The 23,066-nt window shown below is 30.7% G+C and carries 16 protein-coding genes; 4 read left to right on the forward strand and 12 right to left on the reverse strand.

Translation table 11 applies throughout. The features are described 5' to 3' along the window. The first annotated feature begins 58 nt into the window (after positions 1 to 58). The gene (locus BT151_RS04370; RefSeq protein WP_072400528.1) at positions 59 to 2,101 is read left to right on the forward strand and encodes a beta-N-acetylhexosaminidase; all 2,043 of its coding nucleotides are present in this window, start codon (positions 59 to 61) and stop codon (positions 2,099 to 2,101) included. A 42-nt stretch (positions 2,102 to 2,143) separates the two neighbouring features. Here BT151_RS04370 and BT151_RS04375 read toward each other — a convergent pair whose 3' ends face one another. The 5 genes from BT151_RS04375 to BT151_RS04395 all read right to left on the reverse strand — a co-directional run bounded on the left by BT151_RS04375 (position 2,144) and on the right by BT151_RS04395 (position 11,702). After that, complete coding sequence (locus BT151_RS04375) at positions 2,144 to 2,986, reverse strand: alpha/beta hydrolase family protein (RefSeq protein WP_072400529.1); 843 nt, start codon at positions 2,984 to 2,986, stop codon at positions 2,144 to 2,146. Between the two features lie 2 nt (positions 2,987 to 2,988). Then, positions 2,989 to 5,754, reverse strand: a complete 2,766-nt coding sequence (locus BT151_RS04380) for a PD-(D/E)XK nuclease family protein (protein WP_072400530.1) — start codon at positions 5,752 to 5,754, stop codon at positions 2,989 to 2,991. Between the two features lie 81 nt (positions 5,755 to 5,835). After that, a complete protein-coding gene (locus BT151_RS04385) occupies positions 5,836 to 7,203 on the reverse strand; it encodes an OmpA family protein (protein ID WP_072400531.1) in 1,368 nt (455 codons plus the stop codon). A 146-nt stretch (positions 7,204 to 7,349) separates the two neighbouring features. Then, positions 7,350 to 8,543 carry a glycine C-acetyltransferase gene (gene kbl / locus BT151_RS04390; protein ID WP_072400532.1) on the reverse strand — a complete coding sequence of 398 codons (1,194 nt, stop codon included), beginning with the start codon at positions 8,541 to 8,543 and terminating at the stop codon, positions 7,350 to 7,352. 21 nt (positions 8,544 to 8,564) lie between these two features. Beyond that, positions 8,565 to 11,702 carry a UvrD-helicase domain-containing protein gene (locus BT151_RS04395; protein WP_072400533.1) on the reverse strand — a complete coding sequence of 1,046 codons (3,138 nt, stop codon included), beginning with the start codon at positions 11,700 to 11,702 and terminating at the stop codon, positions 8,565 to 8,567. Between the two features lie 125 nt (positions 11,703 to 11,827). On the opposite strand from BT151_RS04395, the gene BT151_RS04400 reads away from it, so the two are divergent. Then, on the forward strand, positions 11,828 to 12,436 hold the full coding sequence (locus BT151_RS04400; protein WP_072400534.1) for a superoxide dismutase: 609 nt from the start codon (positions 11,828 to 11,830) through the stop codon (positions 12,434 to 12,436). A 445-nt stretch (positions 12,437 to 12,881) separates the two neighbouring features. Here the strand turns inward: BT151_RS04400 and BT151_RS04405 are convergent, their stop codons facing one another. The 7 genes from BT151_RS04405 to purN form a co-directional block, all read right to left on the reverse strand. Then, a complete protein-coding gene (locus BT151_RS04405; RefSeq protein WP_072400535.1) occupies positions 12,882 to 14,780 on the reverse strand; it encodes an amidophosphoribosyltransferase in 1,899 nt (632 codons plus the stop codon). An 85-nt stretch (positions 14,781 to 14,865) separates the two neighbouring features. Continuing rightward, complete coding sequence (locus BT151_RS04410; RefSeq protein WP_072400536.1) at positions 14,866 to 15,792, reverse strand: PfkB family carbohydrate kinase; 927 nt, start codon at positions 15,790 to 15,792, stop codon at positions 14,866 to 14,868. A gap of 220 nt (positions 15,793 to 16,012) precedes the next feature. Further along, complete coding sequence (locus BT151_RS04415; RefSeq protein WP_072400537.1) at positions 16,013 to 18,688, reverse strand: TonB-dependent receptor; 2,676 nt, start codon at positions 18,686 to 18,688, stop codon at positions 16,013 to 16,015. Position 18,689: 1 nt separating this feature from the next. Beyond that, positions 18,690 to 19,517 (reverse strand): GLPGLI family protein, encoded by an 828-nt coding sequence (locus BT151_RS04420; RefSeq protein ID WP_072400538.1) that lies wholly within the window; start codon positions 19,515 to 19,517, stop codon positions 18,690 to 18,692. A 71-nt stretch (positions 19,518 to 19,588) separates the two neighbouring features. Continuing rightward, entirely contained in the window at positions 19,589 to 19,876 is a 288-nt protein-coding gene (locus BT151_RS04425) for a hypothetical protein (protein ID WP_072400539.1), read from the reverse strand. A 302-nt stretch (positions 19,877 to 20,178) separates the two neighbouring features. Beyond that, positions 20,179 to 20,820: a ribonuclease H1 domain-containing protein gene (locus BT151_RS04430; RefSeq protein WP_072400540.1), complete on the reverse strand. Its 642-nt coding sequence runs from the start codon at positions 20,818 to 20,820 to the stop codon at positions 20,179 to 20,181. Then, positions 20,813 to 21,379, reverse strand: coding sequence for a phosphoribosylglycinamide formyltransferase (gene purN, locus BT151_RS04435; RefSeq protein WP_072400541.1), 567 nt, complete (start codon positions 21,377 to 21,379; stop codon positions 20,813 to 20,815). Before purN ends, BT151_RS04430 begins: the two co-directional genes overlap by 8 nt. A gap of 185 nt (positions 21,380 to 21,564) precedes the next feature. Here purN and BT151_RS04440 point away from each other — a divergent pair, with 185 nt between their 5' ends. Together BT151_RS04440 and fabF are read left to right on the forward strand one after the other, a co-directional pair. Continuing rightward, the gene (locus BT151_RS04440) at positions 21,565 to 21,798 is read left to right on the forward strand and encodes an acyl carrier protein (RefSeq protein WP_007647141.1); all 234 of its coding nucleotides are present in this window, start codon (positions 21,565 to 21,567) and stop codon (positions 21,796 to 21,798) included. Positions 21,799 to 21,810: 12 nt separating this feature from the next. Beyond that, positions 21,811 to 23,061 (forward strand): beta-ketoacyl-ACP synthase II, encoded by a 1,251-nt coding sequence (fabF, locus tag BT151_RS04445; protein ID WP_072400542.1) that lies wholly within the window; start codon positions 21,811 to 21,813, stop codon positions 23,059 to 23,061. The last annotated feature ends 5 nt before the right edge of the window (positions 23,062 to 23,066 follow it).

Genomic DNA, 23,066 nt, shown 5'->3' on the forward strand with positions numbered 1-23,066 from the left:
GCTTAGAAGAATTGAGAAGGTCTAAATCACCGCGAATTCTTAAAAAGATATTTAAAAAATGAAAAAAAACATATTTATTTTAATGTTATGCAACGTCTTGTGGTTAAGTTGTAATTCTCAAACAAATATAAATGAGAAATATAATTTAATGCCTTGGCCTAATGATATAATAGAGAATACATCAAAATTTATAATTAATAGTGGCATTACCATCTCAATTAACGGTGAAGACGAAGGGCGGGTTTATAAAGCAGCTGTTAATTTTTTAAGGCGCCTATCCAATCGATCGGGAGTTTTTATCGATAAAGGATTTCCAATTACTAATGAAAAAGGCAACATAATAATTTCATTCGAAACAGTCTCAAGCCTATCAATTAATGATGATGAATCTTACGCTTTAAATATAAATAACAATACTATTACTATTAAAGCAAAAACGGATGTTGGAGCTTTAAGAGGTTTAGAAACCTTACTACAACTAACGGCTAATGATGATGCTAAATATTATTTTCCTGGAGTAACCATTAATGATTCTCCCAGATTTGTTTGGAGAGGATTAATGATAGATGTGTCTAGACACTTTCAACCAATAGATGTTTTAAAACGAAATTTAAGAGCAATGGCATCTGTAAAAATGAATGTTTTTCATTGGCACTTAACAGATGATCAGGGTTTTAGGGTTGAGTCTAAGGTTTATCCAAAATTACACCAATTAGCTTCAGATGGGTTATACTATACCCAAATTCAAATTAAGGAAATAGTAAATTATGCCTCAGATTTAGGCATTCGTGTCGTGCCAGAATTTGATGTTCCTGGGCATGCTTCTGCTTTTTTAACGGCGTATCCAGAGCTTAGTAGTAAAGAGGATTATAATTACACTATTGAAAGGTATTCGGGAGTGTTTGACCCTACGCTTAATCCAACTAAAGAGATAACTTATAAGTTTTTAGACAATTTATTTACTGAAATGGCTTCCCTTTTTCCAGATGCATATTTCCATATTGGAGGAGATGAAAATGAAGGAAAACATTGGGATGAGAATAAAGATATTCAAGCTTTCATGACTGCTAATAATTTAAAAACAAACCACGAGTTGCAGACGTATTTTAATATTAGGCTTGAAAAAATTCTTAAAAAACTAAATAAAAATTTAATGGGTTGGGACGAAATTATGACTCCTAATATGCCAAAATCTGCTGTTATTCATGCATGGCGTGGAGAAAATGAAGGCTTAATAAAAGGAGGTTCTCTTATTAGTGCTGCCAAAGCAGGTTATAAAACTGTTTTATCTAATGGTTTTTATATAGATAGAATGCAGTCTCTAGAATATCATTATAGCGTTGAGCCTATTGGAAATATAAAATTAACAGAAAAAGAACACGCAAATATTTTAGGAGGAGAAGCCACAATGTGGAGTGAATTAGTTACGCCTCTTACTATAGATTCTCGTATTTGGCCAAGAACTGCAGCAATTGCAGAGCGTTTTTGGTCTAAAAAAGAAGTTAATAATCTTGAAAACATGAAGCTTCGTTTGAATGATGTTAGCTATAAATTAGAAGAACTTGGCATTACTCATATTCGAAATAGAGATGTTATTTTAAGGAGTATTACAAATAATCAAGATATTTCAACATTGATAGATTTATCTAAAATTTGTGAACCTTTAAAAATATATGAACGAAATAAAAATGGTGTAGAATATAAAACGTTCTCTCCATTTTCTCTATTTGCAGATGCTTGTGTAGCTGATGCAGAAGATGCTGTTATTTTTAATAAAGAGGTAAAAGCATATCTAGAAAACTCTAATAATGAAAGTCTTGAAGTAGTAAAAAAGAGTCTGAAAAAATGGTCTAATATTCATAATAGCTTTCAAGAAATTAAAATCAATTCCAAGATTAAAGATTTAGAATCATTCTCGGAAAATATTTCCATAGCCTCAGAAATTTTACTAATGGGATTAGAGACTAAAAAGAAAATCTCTTTAAATAATCAAACCAATCTTACTTTAGCGATTAATGTTTTAAAAGAGCCTTGTATGGATGTGGAATTGGCAATTATAGAATCTTTAGAAAAGCTATCACAATTTTTATTGCAAGTCTGAATAGGGAAATCTTTACTTTATAATGATATTTTAGAATGAAGTTTAATTTTTTATGAAATGGATTGTCTTTTTTATAACTTCTTTTAATTGAACGGGTAAAGTATCCTTTTCCCAAGGATGATGTGCACCAAATACATGGTCGGCTCCTTCAATAATTTCTATTTTACTGTTTTTAGTCCACTCATGAAGTTTATAAGCTTCTTCTATATAAACGCTAGTGTCTGCATTTCCGTGAATAATTAAATACGGGATTTTTAAATTTGAAACAGCTCTTTTTATAGTTAGCCTGTTTTCATTAGCTATAAAATCTTCATAAAACTGATAGTAATGAGGCATTTGTTGTTTCGTTCTGCCGTTTAAAACATATTTTACACCATCTTTTTCCCATTGTTCTAAATCTCCTTTTGTTGAAGTTCTTTTTCCAAAATCACTTACACCAGCAAGACTTATTACTTTTTTAATACGGCTATCTTCTTCAGCTTTAATAGTTACAATACCACAAGCTCTACTATGCCCAAGTAGCGTCACGTTATTAATATCTGCTTCATTTTTTATTTTAGAATTAAAAAACAACCAATCAAATACAGATTGTAAATCGTCTAGTTCTTTTGTGTAATTATTATTGCCAAAAGCTTCTAAATCTGGAAAATCAATAGGTTGTTCAACTGTTCCACCATTATGTGAAAAATTAAATTTTATAAAATAAAAACCTGCTTTAGCAAAAGCCTTTGCCATTAAATTCCATGCGCCCCAATCTTTAAAACCTTTATAACCATGACAGAATATAATAATAGGTTTAGGCTTATTGTTTTCAACATAAAAAACATCCGTAAGTATTGGTTTTCCGTGTTGACCTTCAAGAATAATATTTTTAGTGATAATCATTTTTAAACTTCTTTTTCAGTAAAATCAATATCAGGATTACAAATTTCTTTGATGAGGTTATTTAACTCATCACTAAAATTATTTATAGTTTCTTGGGTAATTAGCATGTCTTTTTTAGCATAGTTACCAGGTTTATCTTTTTTTGCAAACTTTAAAAAACCCGAACTCAAATTTTTAAATGAAATAATACCCGCTTCAATTGGAAGGCTTATTTGTTTTGATGCATGCATCATGTAGGCATAGGCAAGTATTTGAAAACTTTTACTATACTTTTTGTAATCTGTGTTGAGGTCTTCCCAATTAACAATTTCAACTTGGTTTTGTTGTACGCTTCCAGTTTTATAATCAATTATACGTGTTACACCATTATATTCATCCACCCTATCAACTTTCCCTCTTATTTTAATAGGAAAATTAAGTTCTGGTATATCAATTAAAACTTCATTATTTGCTTCAATAGCTATAATTTTTATAGTATTTCCAGCTTTCAAATGTTTAATTTCTAAATCTAAAAAATTCGACACATAGCGTTTTGCAATTTCAAAAATGATTAAATTTTTTCCTTTGGTAATATCCCCTTCTTTATATTCATTTTTAAAATGAAAAGTAACTTTTTCTTCTATTTGAAGTTTTAGGTTTTTAATACTATCTAACGTTAAAAGTTTCCCTTCAAAAGGTTTGTAGAAATCTTCTAAAGTGTTGTGAACAACAGTTCCTAAAGTATTTGAAGCAACTGTTTCTTCAACATCATCGTGCTCCTTTATTTTTAATATTTTCTGATAATAAAAATCAATTGGGTTTCGAATATAATTGGTTAATGATGATGGTGAAAACCCTTCTCCAGCAAGTTGAATAATTTGCTTTTGTAAAGTTTCAGTTTTTTTAATAACATTAAGTGAAGGTTCAATAATAGGAACTAGAGGCGCTATAATTTGATGATTAATAGAGTGAATACCTTCTAATTCTAATTGAGTTATAAATCGGCTTTTTTCACCACCAGTTAGAACATCTGCTTCGGTGTTGTATAAAATATAAACATTTTTAGCACGCTGTAAAAGATGATAAAAATGATAGGTATATACAGCATCCTTTTCTTTGTAAGTAGGTAAGTTGTTTTCTATTTTAACATCAAAAGGGATAAAAGAATTATTACTTTTCCCCGATGGTAAAACACCTTCATTAACAGATGAAATAATAACGGTTTCAAAATCTAGCACACGAGATTCGAGCATTCCCATTATTTGCAAACCCTGTAAAGGTTCTCCTTGAAAATCTAAAGTATTATTGCTTAATAACTCTTTGTAGACACTGTATAAAGCTGAAATATCTTTTATGTGATGATACTCTGAATTTAATCGATTAAGCTCATTAAATAGCTCGTTGAACCGGAACACATACTCTAATGAAAGTAAATTAGATTCTTTCTCTTTGTCTAAATGATTTTTAATGATTAAAATTAATTGTGAACAATTGTTTAATGCATTTTGAATAGATTTCTGCCAGTTAGAAAATAGCAAATCAATTATATTGCTAGATTCAATAGCTATTTGCTTTAAACGATCTTTTGTTAAATAAACAAGGTTGTTAGTGTCTATAGTTTCAATTAGTTTTGAAGCATAATCAATGTTTTCAATGGTAAGTAAAGGCCTAATAAATTGATGCGAAATGATGTTAATCACATCTTTATAATAAAAGGAATTAGAAGCGTTTTTATGTAAATGAAATAAGGCTTCGAATAGTGATGCTAACGGAATAGATTTTAAAGGAAAACCCATTGTTATATTTAATGCATCAATAGATTTAGGAAGCGAATTTAATACCGGAATTAATAAATTTTCATCACCTAAAACAACAGCCGTATTTTGTAAAGATTGATGGGTTGTTTGTAAATTATTTAAAATCTCACCAATATATTTGGCTTGACCAATATTTTTTGGAATCCCGAAAATGGAAATGTTTTTTTCTTTTGAATAATTTTCACTTATCCAATTAAAAGGATTGTTTTTAAAAAATGACCATTTACTTTTATGATGTCTTGTAAATAAAGCGGCATCGTGTTTAAGGTTATTTATAAAAACAGCATCTATATCCCAATACACTTGCGCTATATCATTTTCAAGTAATTCTTGAATAATTGTTTCTTCTGCCGTATTTAGGGCATTAAAGCCAAGAAAAACATGTTGCTTTTCATTGTGGTTTTGAATATAAGATTCTAAATTTTCAACCGCTTCTCTGTAAATTAAACCCTGATAACCAATATTTTTATTTAAAAGGTGTTTAGTAAAGTGATTGTAATAATTATAAAGCTTAGTCCAAAAGGCTAAATAATTTTTTACAAAGTCTGTTTTTTTTTCATCTAATGACCAGTGATTACTTTCAATTTCTTTTATGGCGCCTAAATAATCGAAAATCTTTGCTTGCGGGATTAAATAGCGATCTATTTCATTAAAGTCTTGAAGTAATATTTGCGCCCATTTTGAAAAGGATTCAAAAGAATCCCGATTTTCTTCTTTTGTTAGGTTTGTATATGTACCATAAAACTCAAAGAGAAGCTCTGTGTTTGAAATAGATTTGAGTTTTGACATCTCCTCAACAAACTCTTCAATACTAATTATTTCAGGAGAAAAAACGGTTTGGTTTATAACCTTAGGAAGTTGATGCTTTAGGAAAAGACCAGCTCGTTTACTGGGTAATACAAATGTTATTTTAGAAATATTTGTATTGTTGTTTTGTAAATCTTTTAAAACATCAAAAATGAAAGTTGTCATTGTATAAAAATAAAAAACGCTTCGGATATCCGAAGCGTTTTTTGTAAACTTATTTTTTTAAAATTAAATCAGCTATTATTATTATTTTGCTAAGTTAATTTCAACACGTCTGTTATTAGCTTTACCAGCTCTAGTTTTATTAGTGTCAATTGGTTTAGATTCTCCAAAACCAAGAGCAGAAAGTCTAAATTCATCAATACCATTTTCAACTAAATATTCTTTTACAGAAAGAGCTCTAGCTTCAGATAATGATTGGTTTAGTTTTTCACTACCAACACTATCAGTATGCCCTTCAACAGTGAATTTAGCTGTTGGGTATTCTTTAAGAATTGCAATAATGTCAGCTAATACAGTTGCAGATTGAGTTTTTATAGTTGCTTTACCTGTGTCAAACAAGATGGTTTTAGCATACTCATTAAGAGTTTTTTGAATTTCTGCAGTTACTTCAGGACAACCGTTGTTAGCAACAGTACCTTTAACGTCAGGACATTTATCATCTTTATCTAATACACCATCACCGTCAGTATCTGGCCAAGGACAACCTTTGTTGGCAGCAGGACCTGCAGTATCAGGACAAGCATCATCAGCGTCAGTCACACCATCACCGTCAGCATCAGGACAACCAGCTAAAGCTTTTAATCCAGCAACTGTAGGACAGCTATCATCTTTATCAGCTACACCATCACCATCAGTATCAGGACATCCATTCATTTCAGCTAAACCAGCTTCATTAGGACAATCATCTTTAGAATCTTCAATACCATCACCGTCAGTATCAGGACATCCGTTGAAAGCTTCTAAACCAGCTACTTCTGGACAAGCGTCATCTTTGTCATAAATACCATCACCGTCAGTATCAGTTCCACCAAATTTGATAGAGATACCAGCAGTATGTTGGAAATGTGTTTGTAAGTAATCTTCAAATGCATGTTTGTATGATGTTTGAAGAGTTAAACCTACATTTTCGCTAAACCATACGTTTAAACCTAATGTTCCATTTAATGTACCAGCTCCAACTTCATCTATCCAAGTGTAACCACCACCAACACCTAAATAAGGATCGATAGTTGTACCACTAATAAAATTGTATTTAATTGTACCATCAACACCGTAGTAAGATAAATCATCTACACTGATAGCTTCTCCATTTGCATTCTCTCCCCACTTATCAATTTTATTTAAAGAACCTGTAACCCCTAAAGAAAAACCATCACTAATATACTTAGATACAGAGATAGTAGATAAAGAAGGTAAAATGTTGTAGTTGTCAACATCTGTAAATTTACTAAAAATGGTTTCACTAAAAGGAGCTCCATCTCCAGAAGGATATGCATCAACCGCGTTTACACCAATGGTAATTTGCCAAGGATTGTTTTCGTCTTGCGCATTTACGTTGCTATAACCAAGTACAAGCAACATAGCGAACAATAATCTGCTAAGATTTTTCATATTCAAAAGTTTAATTTTTAAGTGTTAATTGTAAACAAAAGTAAGTTGTTAAATTTTATTAACAAAGACAAATATATAAAAATATTGATGACTTTATGAACTCATATCATTCATTACTTTAACTCATATGCTAGTTAATAATGAATTTAGATAATATTAAGTTGAGTACCAACCTTGATAAAACCAGTAATAGCCTTGTCTAAATGCGATTTTGTATGTGCTGCAGAGAGTTGTACACGTATTCTTGCTTTTTCTTTAGGAACGACAGGAAAAAAGAAGCCTATAACATAAATTCCCTCGTCTAAAAGCATATTTGCCATATTTTGAGATAGTTTTGCGTCATATAGCATAACAGGAACAATAGCCGAATCGCCATCTATAACGTCAAAACCAGCGTTTTTCATTCCTTTTTTGAAATAATTAGTATTCCATTCTAATTTATCCCTTAATTCTGTATTGTTAGAAAGCATTTCAAAAACTTTGATGGATGCACCTACAATAGCAGGAGCTAACGAATTTGAAAACAAATATGGTCTAGAGCGCTGGCGCAACATATCAATAATTTCTTTTTTACCTGTTGTATAACCGCCCATGGCACCGCCTAAAGCTTTACCTAAAGTCCCTGTAATAATATCAATCCGGTTTAAAACATTTTTTTCTTCTAATGTCCCACGGCCTGTTTTTCCTATAAAACCTGCAGCATGACATTCGTCAATCATAACCAAGGCATCATATTTATCAGCTAAATCACATATTTTATCAAGAGGAGCAACTAATCCATCCATTGAGAAAACACCATCGGTTACTATTATTTTAAAACGAGCTCCGTTTTTATTAGCATCAATAAGTTGTTTTTCCAAATCTGCCATATCACTATTTTGATAACGATAACGAGCGGCTTTACATAAACGAACACCATCTATAATAGAAGCATGATTTAAAGAGTCTGAAATAATTGCATCCTCTGCTCCTAATAACGGTTCAAAAACACCACCGTTTGCATCAAAAGCTGCGGCATATAATATGGTATCTTCAGTTTGATAAAAATCTGCGATTTTTTGTTCAAGCTCTTTATGAATATCCTGAGTACCACAAATAAAACGAACAGAACTCATACCAAACCCGTGAGTATCCATAGCATCTTTTGCTGCTTGAATAACTTCTGGGTGAGATGAAAGCCCTAAATAGTTGTTGGCACAAAAGTTTAGAACAGTTTCGCCAGTATTTAAAGTTATTTCTGCGCCTTGTGCTGATGTGATTATTCGTTCTTCTTTATAAAGTCCGTTATTTTTTATGTCTTGAAGCTCTTCTTTTAAGTGATTTTGCAGTTTTCCGTACATATTATTGAATTTTCTACAAATTTAAACATCTTTTATCTTAATATCATCATTGATGTAAACAAGAATTTTCTTTTTAACCTGTAGTTTCATCTCTTCTAAAACATCTTGATATAATTGTAATTGTTGTTCGTGTTTTTTGTCTTCAACACCTGTTTTATAATCAATAATTATGGCTTGGTTTTCTGAATTTATAGCAACTCTATCGGGGCGTAAAATCACGCCATTTTTAGTAATAATATCACGCTCATTGTATATGGTATAATTTGAACTAAAATAATCTTTAAGATTTGGGTGTTCAACAATTTGAAAAACTAAAGGTTTTAAAGTCTCAGCTTGTTCTTTATTAATTAAAGAGGTATTTATAAAATCATGAATTACAGAATCAATATCATTTTTTGTGTTTATTTTCGACATTATATCATGTAACAAGTTTCCTTTTTCAATGGCTTCTTGTTGATTAGTATCCCATAATAATCCAGATTTTGTTACCACTTTAATATTATGTTCTTCTTTTGAAGTTGAAATAAATTGATGCTGAATGGTAGTTTCTTTCGAAGGTGTTTTGTTTTGAGTTTTTCTTTTTGAATCACCAAAACTATATTTTAATTCTGAGTCATTCCATAAGCCCAAGTGTTGCAAGTAATTAATAAATAAGCCAGAATATTTTTTCGAGTTAATTTCACCTTTAGCTGAAATATCTTTTTTTGAAATAACAAATAGCTGTTCCACTGCGCGGGTTAGCGTTACATAGAGTAAATTAATATTATCTAATTCTTGTTCGGATTGATGGTTGTTGAAAATGTTTAATCCTTCTTCGCCAAAATGTTCAAAATCTTTATTATAGTTTAAAAGAGTGTGTGAAAAACCAGCATATTTTTCGTTATCTAATTTAAACCACTCTTTAGGTTCAAGTTCTCTATAAATATCTAAATCGGCATAAGGGAAAATAACCACAGGAAACTCTAAGCCTTTAGATTTATGAATTGTCATAATTTGAATAGCATTTTGTCCTTTAGGCGAAATAATACTCAAACTTTCTTTCTTCTTTTCAAAATATTCCAAAAAGCCAGAAATATCAGAGCCTTTCTTTTGTGAAAAATCTAAAACAATATCTAAATAAAACTGAATGTATGCATTTGAAGTTTCAACCAAATTAAAGCTTCTAACAATGGTTTCGGCTAAATCGTAAAGCGGAAGTTGTAGTAAGTTTTCGCTTTTTATAAAAATATTATAAGCTTCAAAGTTTTTAAATAAATCGGGCAAAGATAAATTTAAATGTGCGCTGAAAAAGGCGTGTTTATCTTCAATATTAAAAGAAGACGCTAAGTAATTTAAAACTGAAATTTTTATTTCGTTGTTTTTGGGTTGAATTAAAAGTGCTAAAACATTATTAATAAAACCCACTTCTGGAGCATTATAAATTAATAAGGTTTCAGACGATATAATGGGGATTTTGTTTTGACTTAAGTAGTTTGCAATAGCAACACCTTCTTTTTTCTTTCGGACCAAAACACAAATATCTTCTAGGTTATAACCGTTTTCTAAACAACTATTTATTGTTTTTAAAACATGCTCAGAAAAAAACTCGTCTCGATCATCTTCTTTTTCAATATCTAAAAAAGACAATTCAACATAACCATTTTCATTTTTTGTAATATTTTGATTCGAGTTTTCATACAGTGTTTTATAGTCATCTTTATTAAAAACCTGATTGGCTAAAAACTTAAAAAAACCATTATTAAAATCGACAATTTCTTTAAAACTCCTGTAATTTGCTGGAAGGTTTTCAATATGTTGTTGTGTAAAAGGGAAAGGCTGGTTGTTTTTATTAAACAGACTTATAAACTGTTCTGCTTTTCCACCACGCCAACGGTAAATGGCTTGTTTAGCATCTCCAACAAGCATGGTGCTTCCTGTTTCTGTTGAAAGTGAATTGCCTAATAAAGGAATTAAATTTTCCCACTGCATGACGGAAGTGTCTTGAAATTCATCAATAAAATAATGATTGAATTTTTCGCCAATACGTTCGTAAATAAAAGGTGTTGGTTGTTCTTTAATTTCTTTACTAATTATAGAATTAAACTCTGAAATTAGCATTTTATTCTGCTCTTCTTTTAAAGCTTTTAACTCTTTATTAATAGCATTTAAAACAGAAAGCGGTGTGATGTTTTTATAAAAACTTTTTAAAAATTTAAGATGAAAAAACGCTTGCTTTGTTTCGTTAAAAGCAGTGCCTATTTGTGGTTGTATTTGCTCTATTGTAGAAGCAATATCATTTGTAACTCGTTTTGGATATAAAGTTTTAGTTTCAATATCTTCTTGCCATTTGGCTTCAAAATTTACATCAAAATTAGTTTTACTTAATTTTTGAAAATGTTTAGGCAAATAACTTCCTGAAAAATCATCAAACTGTAAACCGGCCTCTTCAATTAAATTTAAAATATTTTGAGCTTTTTCAACAATTTGTATCTCTGTAGCAACAACTTCTTTTTTTAACTGAGTTTTAAGCGTTTTAAAATCGTCTAAAGTTTTATCTTTTAACTTCTCAATAAAAGGAATGTCATTTTCATTAACCAATAGTTTTGCAATCTTATTAAAATCGAAAGCGACATCCCAACTTTTATCATCATCGGCTTTTTCAATAGCAAAATCAACCAAAACCTTTGTAAGTTCTTTGTCTGTGCCTGCTTTAGAAATTAAACTATCAACCGCTTCATTTAAAAGCACATCTTGGTCTAATTCAACTTCAAAATTTAAAGGCAATTTTAAATCGTAAGCAAAAGTCCTAATTAATTTATGTGTAAAACCATCAATGGTCGAAATATCAAAAGCAGCGTAATTATGTATTATGGTATTGAGTAGTTTGTCTGCTTTTTTTTGTAAGTCTTCAGGCTCTATTTTTAAGTCTTTATGAATTGCAGTAAACATATCGTTTGGGTTTTCCAATATGTCTTTATCGGCAAATTTTTTCAACATGTCAATAATTCGATCTTTCATTTCGGCAACGGCTTTATTAGTAAAAGTAATTGCTAAAATATTTTTAAAAAGATATGAGTTGTTTGATGCAAATAATATTTTTAAATACTCTTTTACAAGGGTATAGGTTTTTCCGCTACCAGCAGAAGCATTATAAATTGTAAAAGGAGTTGGTGTTTGCATAAAAAAGAATTTGCATACAAGATAAAAACTATCAATGGTTTCATAACAATTTATTATTTTTAATTGATGGCTTTTATGCGTAAATTTGAGAGAAATTAAATATTAATATTTTAAAACAAAAAATTATGGCTTTCGAATTACCGAAATTAGGATATGCTTATGATGCTTTAGAACCTCATATAGATGCAAGAACAATGGAAATTCATCATTCTAAACATCACCAAGGATATACAAACAATTTAAATAACGCAATTGAAGGAACCGATTTAGAAGGAAAATCTATTGAAGACATCCTTACAACTTTAGATATGAGTAATGGTGCTGTTAGAAATAACGGTGGCGGATTTTATAATCACTCATTATATTGGAGCGTGATGAATCCTGAAGGAAAAGGACGTTTATCTGGCGAGTTAAAAGATGCTATTGAAGCCGCTTACGGTTCAGTTGATGCTTTTAAAGATGCTTTTTCAAAAGCAGCAGCTACACGTTTTGGATCAGGTTGGGCTTGGTTGTGTGTTCATAAAGGCGGAAAAGTAGAAGTTTGTTCTTCTCCAAACCAAGACAATCCATTAATGCCAGGTGTTGGTTGTGGTGGAGCACCAATTTTAGGAATTGATGTATGGGAACATGCTTATTACTTAAATTACCAAAATCGTCGTCCAGATTATATCAATGCATTTTTTAATGTAATTAACTGGAATGAAGTTGAAAAACGTTACGCTGAAGCGAAATAAGAAATAAAGTTTTTAAAAATACTTTTAACGCTCACTTTTAGTGGGCGTTTTTTTGTTAGATATATAAATTGAAAAAGGTGAACAGATGTTCACCTTTTTGCCCCAAATCTACCATGAACTTAACCTACTTATGTTATGGTGAAACGAATGTATAATAGTAAAACAGTTTGCTAAAATATTTTAGTTAAACGACGTATATATTGGCTTAAAAGAAATTGACTAATAATTACTAAAAAAGAAAGCTTAAAATAAGCGTATAAAAAAAGGCGAACAGATGTTCACCTTTTTTTGCCCCAAATCTACCATGAACTTAACCTACTTATGTTATGGTGGTACCAATTTATATGTAATTTATAGATTAATTGTATTTTTTAGATAAAAAGCACATTTATCAGATGAAATGTATTTTTAAAAATTTCAGCAAAAAAAACTATCAATTTAATAATTAATATGCACGTTCATTATTGCCTTCGTAAAAGTTTATAAAAGCTCTGTTTACAACTCTATTTCCACCAACAGTTGGATAGTTTCCTGTAAAATACCAATCACCTAAATGTTTAGGGCAGGCTTTATGTAGGTTTTCTACAGATTGGAATATAATTTTCACTTCTGTTGTAATAGATTCATGACTTAAGAGTACTGATATTTTATCTGAAATTTGTTCGTCTGTGAAAGGTTCATAAATTTCTTTTACAAAATTTTGAACGTGTTTGTCATCTAAATCTGTTTGCTCAACACATTTGTGATAAACCTCTTCCACTATATCATATTTATTGGCATCTTTTAATAATTCTAAAGCGGCTTTAAAAGCTACTAAACTTTCAAGATTAGCCATATCAATACCATAACAATCTGGATATCGTATTTGCGGAGCAGAAGACACAACTATGATTTTTTTAGGATTTAAACGGTCCAGCATTTTTAAGATACTCTTTTTTAATGTGGTACCTCGCACAATACTATCGTCTATAATAACTAAATTATCGGTAGGTTTAATAACGCCGTAGGTAACATCGTAAACGTGTGCTACTAAATCATCACGACTACTATCTTCTGTAATAAATGTTCTAAGTTTTACGTCTTTTATAGCAATCTTTTCAACACGGGCATGTTGTGATAAGATTTCTGTAACCTTTTCTGCAGATAAAGAACGTTGACCGTTTAATATTGCAGTAGTTTTTGTTTTATTTATATACGCCTCAGCTGTTTCAACCATTCCAAAAAATGAAGTTTCAGCGGTGTTAGGAATATATGAGAAAACAGTATTTTTAGTGTCGTTATCAATAGCCTCCAAAACTTTAGGCATTAATAATTTACCTAACATTTTTCGCTCTTGATATATTTCAGCATCGCTTCCCCGAGAGAAATAAATACGTTCAAAGGAACAAGCTTTTCTTTCTAAAGGTTGTAATATTTGTTTTATAGATACTTTTCCAGATTTTTTTGTGATGATAGCATGGCCAGGTTCAAGTTCTTTCACATCTTCAAATTTCACATTAAAAACTGTTTGAATAACAGGACGCTCTGATGCGACTACAACTATTTCATCATCTTGATAATAATATGTAGGTCGAATACCAGCAGGATCTCTTAAAACAAATGAATCACCATGACCAATAAGTCCAGCCATAGCGTAACCACCATCCCAATTTTTGGCTGCACGTTTTAAAATTTTAGCAACATTTAAACGCTCGGCAATAAGTGGGGAAGCTTCTCTTTTATTGTAACCTTCTTTTTTTAAGTCCTTATATATTTTACTAACAGCGTCATCAAGAAAATGACCAATTTTTTCCATAATAGTTATGGTGTCAGTATATTCTTTTGGGTGTTGGCCTAATTCAATAAGATTACTAAAAAGCTCTTTAACATTTGTCATATTAAAGTTCCCCGCCATTATTAAATTTCTATGCATCCAGTTGTTTTGTCTTAAAAAAGGATGAACGCTTTCAACACTATTTTTTCCAAAAGTACCATAACGCACATGACCCAATAATACTTCGCCTATATAAGGAATATTCTTTTTTTGAGCAGCAATATCATCTACATATTCTGGGTGCTCTTCAAATTCTTTATTGATTCTATCATTAATTTGAGCAAAAATATCTTGAATAGGTTGTTGTGCAATAGAACGAACTCTACTTATATAACGTTCACCGGCTTTTGTGTCTAATTTAATACTTGCAAATCCAGCACCATCTTGTCCGCGGTTGTGCTGTTTTTCCATCATTAAATACATTTTGTTTACGCCATAAAAAGCGCTTCCATATTTCTCTTTATAATATTCTAAAGGCTTTAAAAGTCTGATAACGGCTATTCCACATTCGTGTTTTAAGGCATCACTCATAATTGTAGGTGTTTTCGCTGTCGCGGCAAAAAAGATTAATTGTTTTATAATCAAAAAACGCACTCTATTTTAGAGCGCGTTTTGTTTATGTTAATTCTATTTCAAATTGAGTTAGTTGTTTAAACTGCAATAAGCGTTTATGAATTTCATTGCTGGATAAATTCTGCATACGTTCTGTTCCAAATTTCTCAACACAAAACGACGCTAAGGTTGAGCCATAAATTACAGCATTCTTCATGTTTTCAAAAGAGGTGTCTCCTGTTTTAGCAATATATCCTGCAAAACCACCCGCAAATGTATCGCCTGCTCCTGTTGGATCAAAAACTTCTTCTAGAGGTAATGCTGGAGCATAAAAAATATGTTCGTTATGAAATAGTAACGCTCCATGTTCCCCTTTTTTAATAACTACATATTTAGGACCCATTTCATGAATTTTTCTAGCAGCAACAACTAAAGAGTATTCGCCAGTTAATTGCCTAGCTTCTTCATCGTTTATGGTAATGACATCTATGCGCTTTATAACGTTTAATAAATCTTCTAATGCGCAATCCATCCAGAAATTCATGGTATCTAAAACCACTAATTTAGGTTTGGTAGTCATTTGGTCTAAAACGCTAGATTGTACTAATGGGTGTAAATTTCCAAGCATAACAACTTCGGCATCTTTATAATCTGTAGGAACTACAGGCTTAAAATCAGCAAGAGTGTTTAACTCTGTTGCCAAAGTATCACGAGTATTCATGTCGTTATGGTATTTTCCACTCCAAAAGAAGGTTTTACCATCTTTAACGATTTCAATACCTGAGACATCTATATTTCTGTCTGATAATAAATCTAAATATTCTTGAGGAAAATCGCCACCAACAATAGAAACAGCAGCAGCATCAACATCAAAATGAGAAGCGGCAAGGCCTATAAAAGTTGCAGCGCCACCAAGGATTTTATCGGTTTTTCCGAAAGGCGTTTCAATAGCATCGAAAGCTACGGTGCCTACTATTACTAATTTGCTCATAAAAGCATTTTAAAATTTGCTGCAAAAGTACATTAATTTTTTCATTTATAAATTTGCAAAAAACTAAATGAAAAAAAATAATGTGCTAGCGAAGCGATTTCTGAAGTGAAACTAAATTTTGTATATTTTAGAATAAAATTAAGTTTTTCACTGAAGATACATAAGGGTTTTAACTGCTAAAAAACGAATTTATTTTCTGCCAAACCTGCTAAAACAGAATTCAAAAGTTCCAATTAAAACCTAACATAAAATATCTAGGTAGCAACCCTAATGAATTGGAATTCGTAGATGTATCATTATTCTGAAAAATTGTAAATTCTTTAATGTTTGTAAGATTATTACCGATAAGATTTATCTCCCAGTTTTTCTTGGGGATGTATGAGAATTTTGTATCAAGTAAAGTAAAATTTGATGCTTGTTTACTTAAATCAGGAATAAAATGATCAAATGAAAATGTGGCTAGTAAGCTTTTAGTCGGTTTATAAATTATTTTTAATTTGTTTTGAAAATATGAGTTCTCAAATTGAACTTCACTCACAGTTTTAACTGTTCTTAAAACAGTTTCATTTTCAAAGTTTAAATCACTTTTTAAAGATGTTTTTAAAAAGAGTTCACTAGTTAATGAAGACGCCTTGTTGTTTCTTAGGCTAGAGTTATTTACAATGTTTTTATAATTGTTTATCGAGTAAAAAGAATTTGTTTTAACATTAAGCTTAAGGAATGGTATATACTTAGTGAAATTTAAATTAAAATCAAGTGTTTCTGTGCCTTCTGGAAGAAAGAAATAGTTGGTTACAATTAAATTATCATTTATTTGAGAATTAGCGAAGAAGTTACCTTTTTGTTTCAAGTAACTAATTCCTATCCTCAATTGTAGCTGGTTAAACAAATCATTGTTAGAATAGGAAAGGTCATAAAATTGATTGTTCTGTAACCTCAAGTCTATTTCATTTTTCTGGATATTTCTGTTACTTAGAAGGATGTCATTACTGAAGAATCTGTTAATATTGCTTGTGTTTTTATTCAATGAAAAACTTGTTTGAATATTAGAATTTCTGTTTATCCCATATAATAATCTTAATGACGGCTCAAAAATAAAATCTTTAGCAAATTCGGAATTACCAGTATTTCTATCTATCAGATTTTGACTTAAATAACGGAGTGTAAAATTAGGCCTTAAAGAAAACTTATTGAATTTCATTAAGTTTTCAGCAAAAGCATATACTTCTTTCGTTTGGTGTTCAATATAATTTAAACCATTTGTAATTATGTTATTGTTGCTTGAGCTTATAAAATTAGTTTCCAAAGGTTCTTCGGTGAAATTACACCCCAAAGAAAATTTGTATTTATTAATATTGCCTGAGCCTAAAAAGGTGGTATTGAATTTAAAAAATTGTTTTTTCAAAGAAATATTTTGTTGATCCAAATTCGCATTATAAATTGAAGGTGAGATTTCTAATTCTTGTGAAATTGAATTTAAAGAACTAATAAAATTTATTTGTAAAGCATTTTTATCAGATATTTTTTTTGTGAATAATAAGTTTTGTGTAATAAATAGATTATCTGATTCTTGTAGTGAATTAATATTATCTCTTATATTCGAATCTATTATACTATTTATATTCATAGGTTCGTCTCTTAGGCTTAATTTATATTCTAGCAAAGACGTTTTTGAAGTAAAATAGTCCAGTTTTAAATCGCCTCTGTATTGTTTTAGCTTATTAGAAATTTTTTTATTATCAAATGTTTGAAATTGAATATTATTTATTGAGTAATTGTTTGTTGAATTTTCAAAATTATTAAGTGAGTCATCCAAGTAGTATAGGTTTATTTTAGCTTTTAATAATCTTCCTAGTTTAAAAATGCTATTATAATTGCTAAAAAACTGATCATTAATATTTGTACGTTTTTCATCAAATGATGAAGCCAACAAGGTTTCGGGGATAATTTTTCTTGCCCTGTAGTTCATTTCTTTAATCACTTCAAGATTGTCCATCACATTTGAGTAATCAAAGGGCGAAGTATTTATTCCAACATTATTATAAGATATAATGCCAAAAGATTTAAATGATTTGTTTATTCCTAGTAAGTTTACAGATGAATTTGACCTTAGTTTACTATCACTAGAGAACCCTCCGTTAATATCTAAACTCCCTGAAAAATCTAATTTGCCTGATTTTAATTTTAAGTTTAAAGCAACTTTTTCACTATTTTCAATGCCTTTTAGTAATTTGTTTTCTGAATAGTTTTCAATTGCTTCAATTGATTGTATAATATCTATGTTTATGTTTTTGGTGCCCAAGGTGTAATTATATCCAAACAAATTATCACCCTCTAACATAACGGTTTCAATAGATTTTCCGTTGTATTTTATAATCCCTGTTTTGCTATTTATTTCTATTCCAGGTAGTTTTTTAAGTAAATCTTCAACCTTTCGTTCTGTTCCATCTTTATAAGCTTCAACATTAAAAACCACGGTGTCATTCTTTATTTCAAAAGGACGCTTTTTTGCTTTAACTACAACTTCATTTAATTCTGTTATTTTAGATTTGAACATTTGGGCATCTATAGTAACAATAGAGGTGCTATTTTTAACATCAACAACTTCAGTATGTGTTTGGTAACCTATGGAAGTGATTTCAATAATTATGTCTTCGTTATAAATACTCTTCAAACGATACGAAAACTCTCCATTCCTGATTAAATAATACTCAGCGATAATTTTGGGAGATATTGCTTTTTTAACTAATAAAGTTCCATTTATAGGGTTAAGTTGTTCGTCATAAATCTTACCTTTGATTATTATATTTTGAGAATAAATATAAGAGGTTAAAAATAATCCTAGTAGAATGAAAAACGCATGTTTAAATGCCCAAGACTTGCTTTCGTATAGCACATTAATTTTGTTTATCAGATAGCTGTTTTTCAAATTCCTTATCAGCCATATAGTCCATGTCATCCTCTTCTATATATCGCTCAATACCTATCCTCTGAACAATAATGCCGCCCGAAAGTCCTTTTTCAGGTGAATAATTACTTAGCTCTATGGCTTTCTTTTTATAGAGGCTTTTATAGTCAGACCAACTTATTGGTTTATCGTTTTCAAAGGGGTTTTCTATTTGTTTAGCTATTATTTTTCGCGTCTCAATTCCAGTTGCCTCAAATTCAATAAAGGGCTCATTGCTTTTAATTGCTAAAATCATTCCTGGCAAACCATCGTATTTCCATGGGCCACCAACAGGTAAGTCTGGGCTAAACCACGCAGAATAATCACGACCTCTAAATGTCATTGTTGCAAGTTGGCAGTTATAGCCTAAAATATCTTTAACCTGATCTTTTATTTCCCAATCAAAGATATTTAAAGAATCTTTAATTGTAAAATACTTCTTTGCAACATCCTGTTTGTTAAACATTCTATTATTATTGTAATCTTTTAAAACACAACGAATATTCTTTCCTTTGGGTGTGTAATAAAATTGTGAATCATCATCAGGATTTTCTATGATATCAACTCCGCTAGAACTTGTAGACTCACAAGAATCAAATACCGAAATGTTCACATTGGTAAAGAGCTTAAGTTCCAAACACGCCGTGAAAGACTGTGTAAAATTTTCTGGGGTAATTTTACGCTCATATTCTATCCTATAAACCACAATAGAATCACTTTGAGCTTGAGTAAATAAACAGCCCAAAAAAATACTTAAAAAAATAAAAATAGTTTTCATTATACACAAGTTAAATAAGCTGAACCTCTAAATAAGGTTCAGCTCTTCATTTTTAGATATTTGATTTATTATTAAGATTCAATATAGGTCAAGGCTTGTCTCATAGCACTTGTTTGACACATTAAACTAGCAACACCACAAAGTTCACCTGTAGCTCTGGCATAAAAAGTCTGTGACTGTCCAGTTTCTGTATTAGTTGCCGTAGCATAACAACTTACTCTGCAACCAAATTCATCATTTTTTTCATTCAAAGAAATAATAGATTTTTGAATCTTTTCAAATTTGTTTTTTGTAGGATTTACGCTTACAAAGCTATTACCTATAATAAATACACTAAAAATTAAAATTATTTTTTTCATTTTTAAACTCGATTTGTGATTAGCTCTTAATACACAATCAATAAAGCCAATTTTAAAGCCACTTTATTAAAACAGTAAAGGCAAAACTGTTTTATAATTAACATTAAATTAGTGAGAGAGAGGAAAAAATAATCAGCGCTGATTTGTTGCAACATATTGTTAAAAATTAAACTCAACTGGCTTTTCTATTGAGAAAAAACTTTCAACTAATTAAACATAAAAAAAAAGCGGAAAGAAAAAAAGATTTTTCTTTCTTTTTTTAAATTTTATAAGAAAAAACATGGTTTAAAGAAAAATACTGCTTACTTACGTCCAAAATCGGCAGGAATTTCTCCCCAAGCTTTGGTTTCCCATTTTACTATGGGTGTTATGTAAGTGTTAGTTTTTAACCAATTAATGGCCCTATCAACCAATTCAAACAAAGCTTTGTTTTTTTCGCTTCGCTCTAATTTAGTATTGCAGGTTTTCTTTTTCACCCAACTTATGGCCGTTTTGGAATCGGTATATATAATATGGTTACTGTTTTTCTTTTTTAAAAGCGCTAAACCATGTACAATTGCCAGAAATTCGCCAATATTATTAGTGCCTTGTTCAAAGGGGCCTTGAATAAATAATTGTTTTTTTGTTTTTGTGTCTACACCGCGATATTCCATAACACCAGGGTTTCCGCTAGAGGCAGCATCTACAGAAATAGAATTATAATTAGGTTGGCCAATTTTTTTTAATTGTTCTGGTGATAATTCACTTTTAAAACCTTTGCTTTTTCCTATATAATCAAAGTAATTCCCATTTAAGGCTTTTTTTGCAGCATCAAATGTTGAAAAAGATTTGTATTGTGCACCTTGAAAATCTTTTATTTGAGATTTGCAATCGTTCCAAGACTCAAAAACTCCTGTTTTGTGTCCTTTCCAAACTGTATAATATTTTTTTTTCTTTTTACTCATTTAAAAGCTTTTCAACAACCTTAGGGAAATGCTCCATCTCTAATTTATGAATTTTTTCTGCAACATCATTTGATGAATCTGATGGAAAAACATCACATTTTGCTTGAAAAATGATAGCGCCTTCATCATAATGTTCATTAACATAATGAATAGTAATACCTGTTTCAGTCTCTTTATTAGCAATAATAGCTTTGTGCACGTTTATGCCATACATCCCTTTTCCTCCATATTTTGGTAATAATGCAGGATGAACATTAATGACTTTATTAGGAAATGCATTTAAAATATGTTCTGGGAACTTCCATAAAAACCCAGCTAATATAATTAAATCGGGTTTTGAAGATTTTAATATATTAAGAACATCATCGGTTTCTATAAATGCAACCTTATTAAAAGAAAGCGCACTAACTTTAAGGTTTTTAGCACGTTCTAAAACTTTGGCATGGGGATTGTTAGTTAGAACTTGAATAACAGACACATTATCGCTGTTGTGAAAAAACTTAATTAAATTTTCAGCATTAGTACCACTTCCGGACGCAAAAATTACAATACGTTTCATTTACAGATTATAATGTTAAGATTGTTCAAACAAAAAAAAGAATAATTATTAACAATTAGAAGGTAAAAAAGAAATACTTAAATACTATTTTAGTAAATTACAATCACATTTTTAAAGGAAAGGTGTGTTTTAAAAATAAAGTTTTTTATTTTTGCCAACTAATTAAAACTTAAAATTAAAAGATTATGTCAGACATTGCATCAAGAGTAAAAGCGATTATCGTAGACAAGTTAGGAGTAGATGAGAACGAAGTTGTTACTGAAGCAAGCTTCACAAACGATTTAGGAGCAGACTCTTTAGACACTGTAGAATTAATTATGGAGTTCGAAAAAGAATTCGATATTCAAATTCCAGACGATCAAGCTGAAAATATTGCAACAGTTGGTCAAGCTATATCATACATAGAAGCTGCAAAATAAGCAAAATACTTTATGGAATTAAAGCGAGTTGTAGTCACAGGATTAGGGGCTTTAACACCAATTGGAAATACCAAAGATGAATTTTGGGAAGGTCTAATTAGTGGTAAAAGTGGTGCTGCGCCTATAACATATTATGACACCGAAAAGTTTAAAACAAAGTTCGCTTGCGAATTAAAAAACTTTAACGCAACTGATTTTCTTGATAGAAAAGAAGCTCGAAAAATGGATAGATTTGCGCAATACGCTATGGTAGCAGCAGATGAGGCCATTGCCGATGCCAAATTAAATCTTGACGAGGTTAACAAATTGCGAGTAGGTGTTATATGGGGGGCAGGAATTGGCGGTTTAGAAACGTTTCAAGATGAAGTTTTAAACTTTGCTAGTGGAGACGGAACACCAAGATTTAACCCATTCTTTATTCCTAAAATGATTGCTGATATTGCGCCAGCAAATATTTCCATAAAACATGGTTTTATGGGGCCTAATTACACAACAGTTTCTGCATGTGCATCTTCTGCTAACGCTATGTTTGATGCTTTAAACTCTATACGTTTAGGGCATTGCGATGTGGTTGTTACAGGTGGAAGTGAGGCAGCAGTAACTATTGCAGGTATGGGTGGTTTTAATGCAATGCATGCATTATCTACCAGAAATGAAAGTCCAGAAACAGCATCTCGACCATTTGATGGAACTAGAGATGGTTTTGTTTTAGGAGAAGGTGCAGGCGCACTAATTCTGGAAGAATATGAGCATGCAAAAGCAAGAGGTGCTAACATTTATGCCGAGTTTGTTGGAGGAGGATTATCTTCTGATGCTTATCATATGACAGCGCCACATCCAGATGGCATTGGGGTAATAGCCGTTATGAAAAATTGTTTAGATAATGCAGGTCTTAAACCAGAAGATGTAGATCATATCAATACACATGGTACATCAACACCTTTAGGAGACGTTGCAGAACTTAAAGCAATTTCAGAAATATTTGGAAGCCATGCAAAGAATATAAATATTAATTCAACAAAATCAATGACAGGGCATCTTTTAGGTGCAGCTGGTGCTATTGAAGCTATTTCGGTTATTTTGGCAATGAAGCACGGTATTGTGCCGCCAACAATAAACCATACTACAGTAGACGAAAACATTGATCCTGAATTAAATTTAACCTTAAACAAGGCTCAAAAGCGCGATGTAAAAGTAGCAATGAGTAATACATTTGGATTTGGCGGACACAACGCTTGTGTATTATTCAAAAAAATAGATTGAATCCC

This window comes from Flaviramulus basaltis (genome assembly GCF_900114265.1).
GTDB classification, from domain to species: Bacteria; Bacteroidota; Bacteroidia; order Flavobacteriales; family Flavobacteriaceae; genus Flaviramulus; species Flaviramulus basaltis.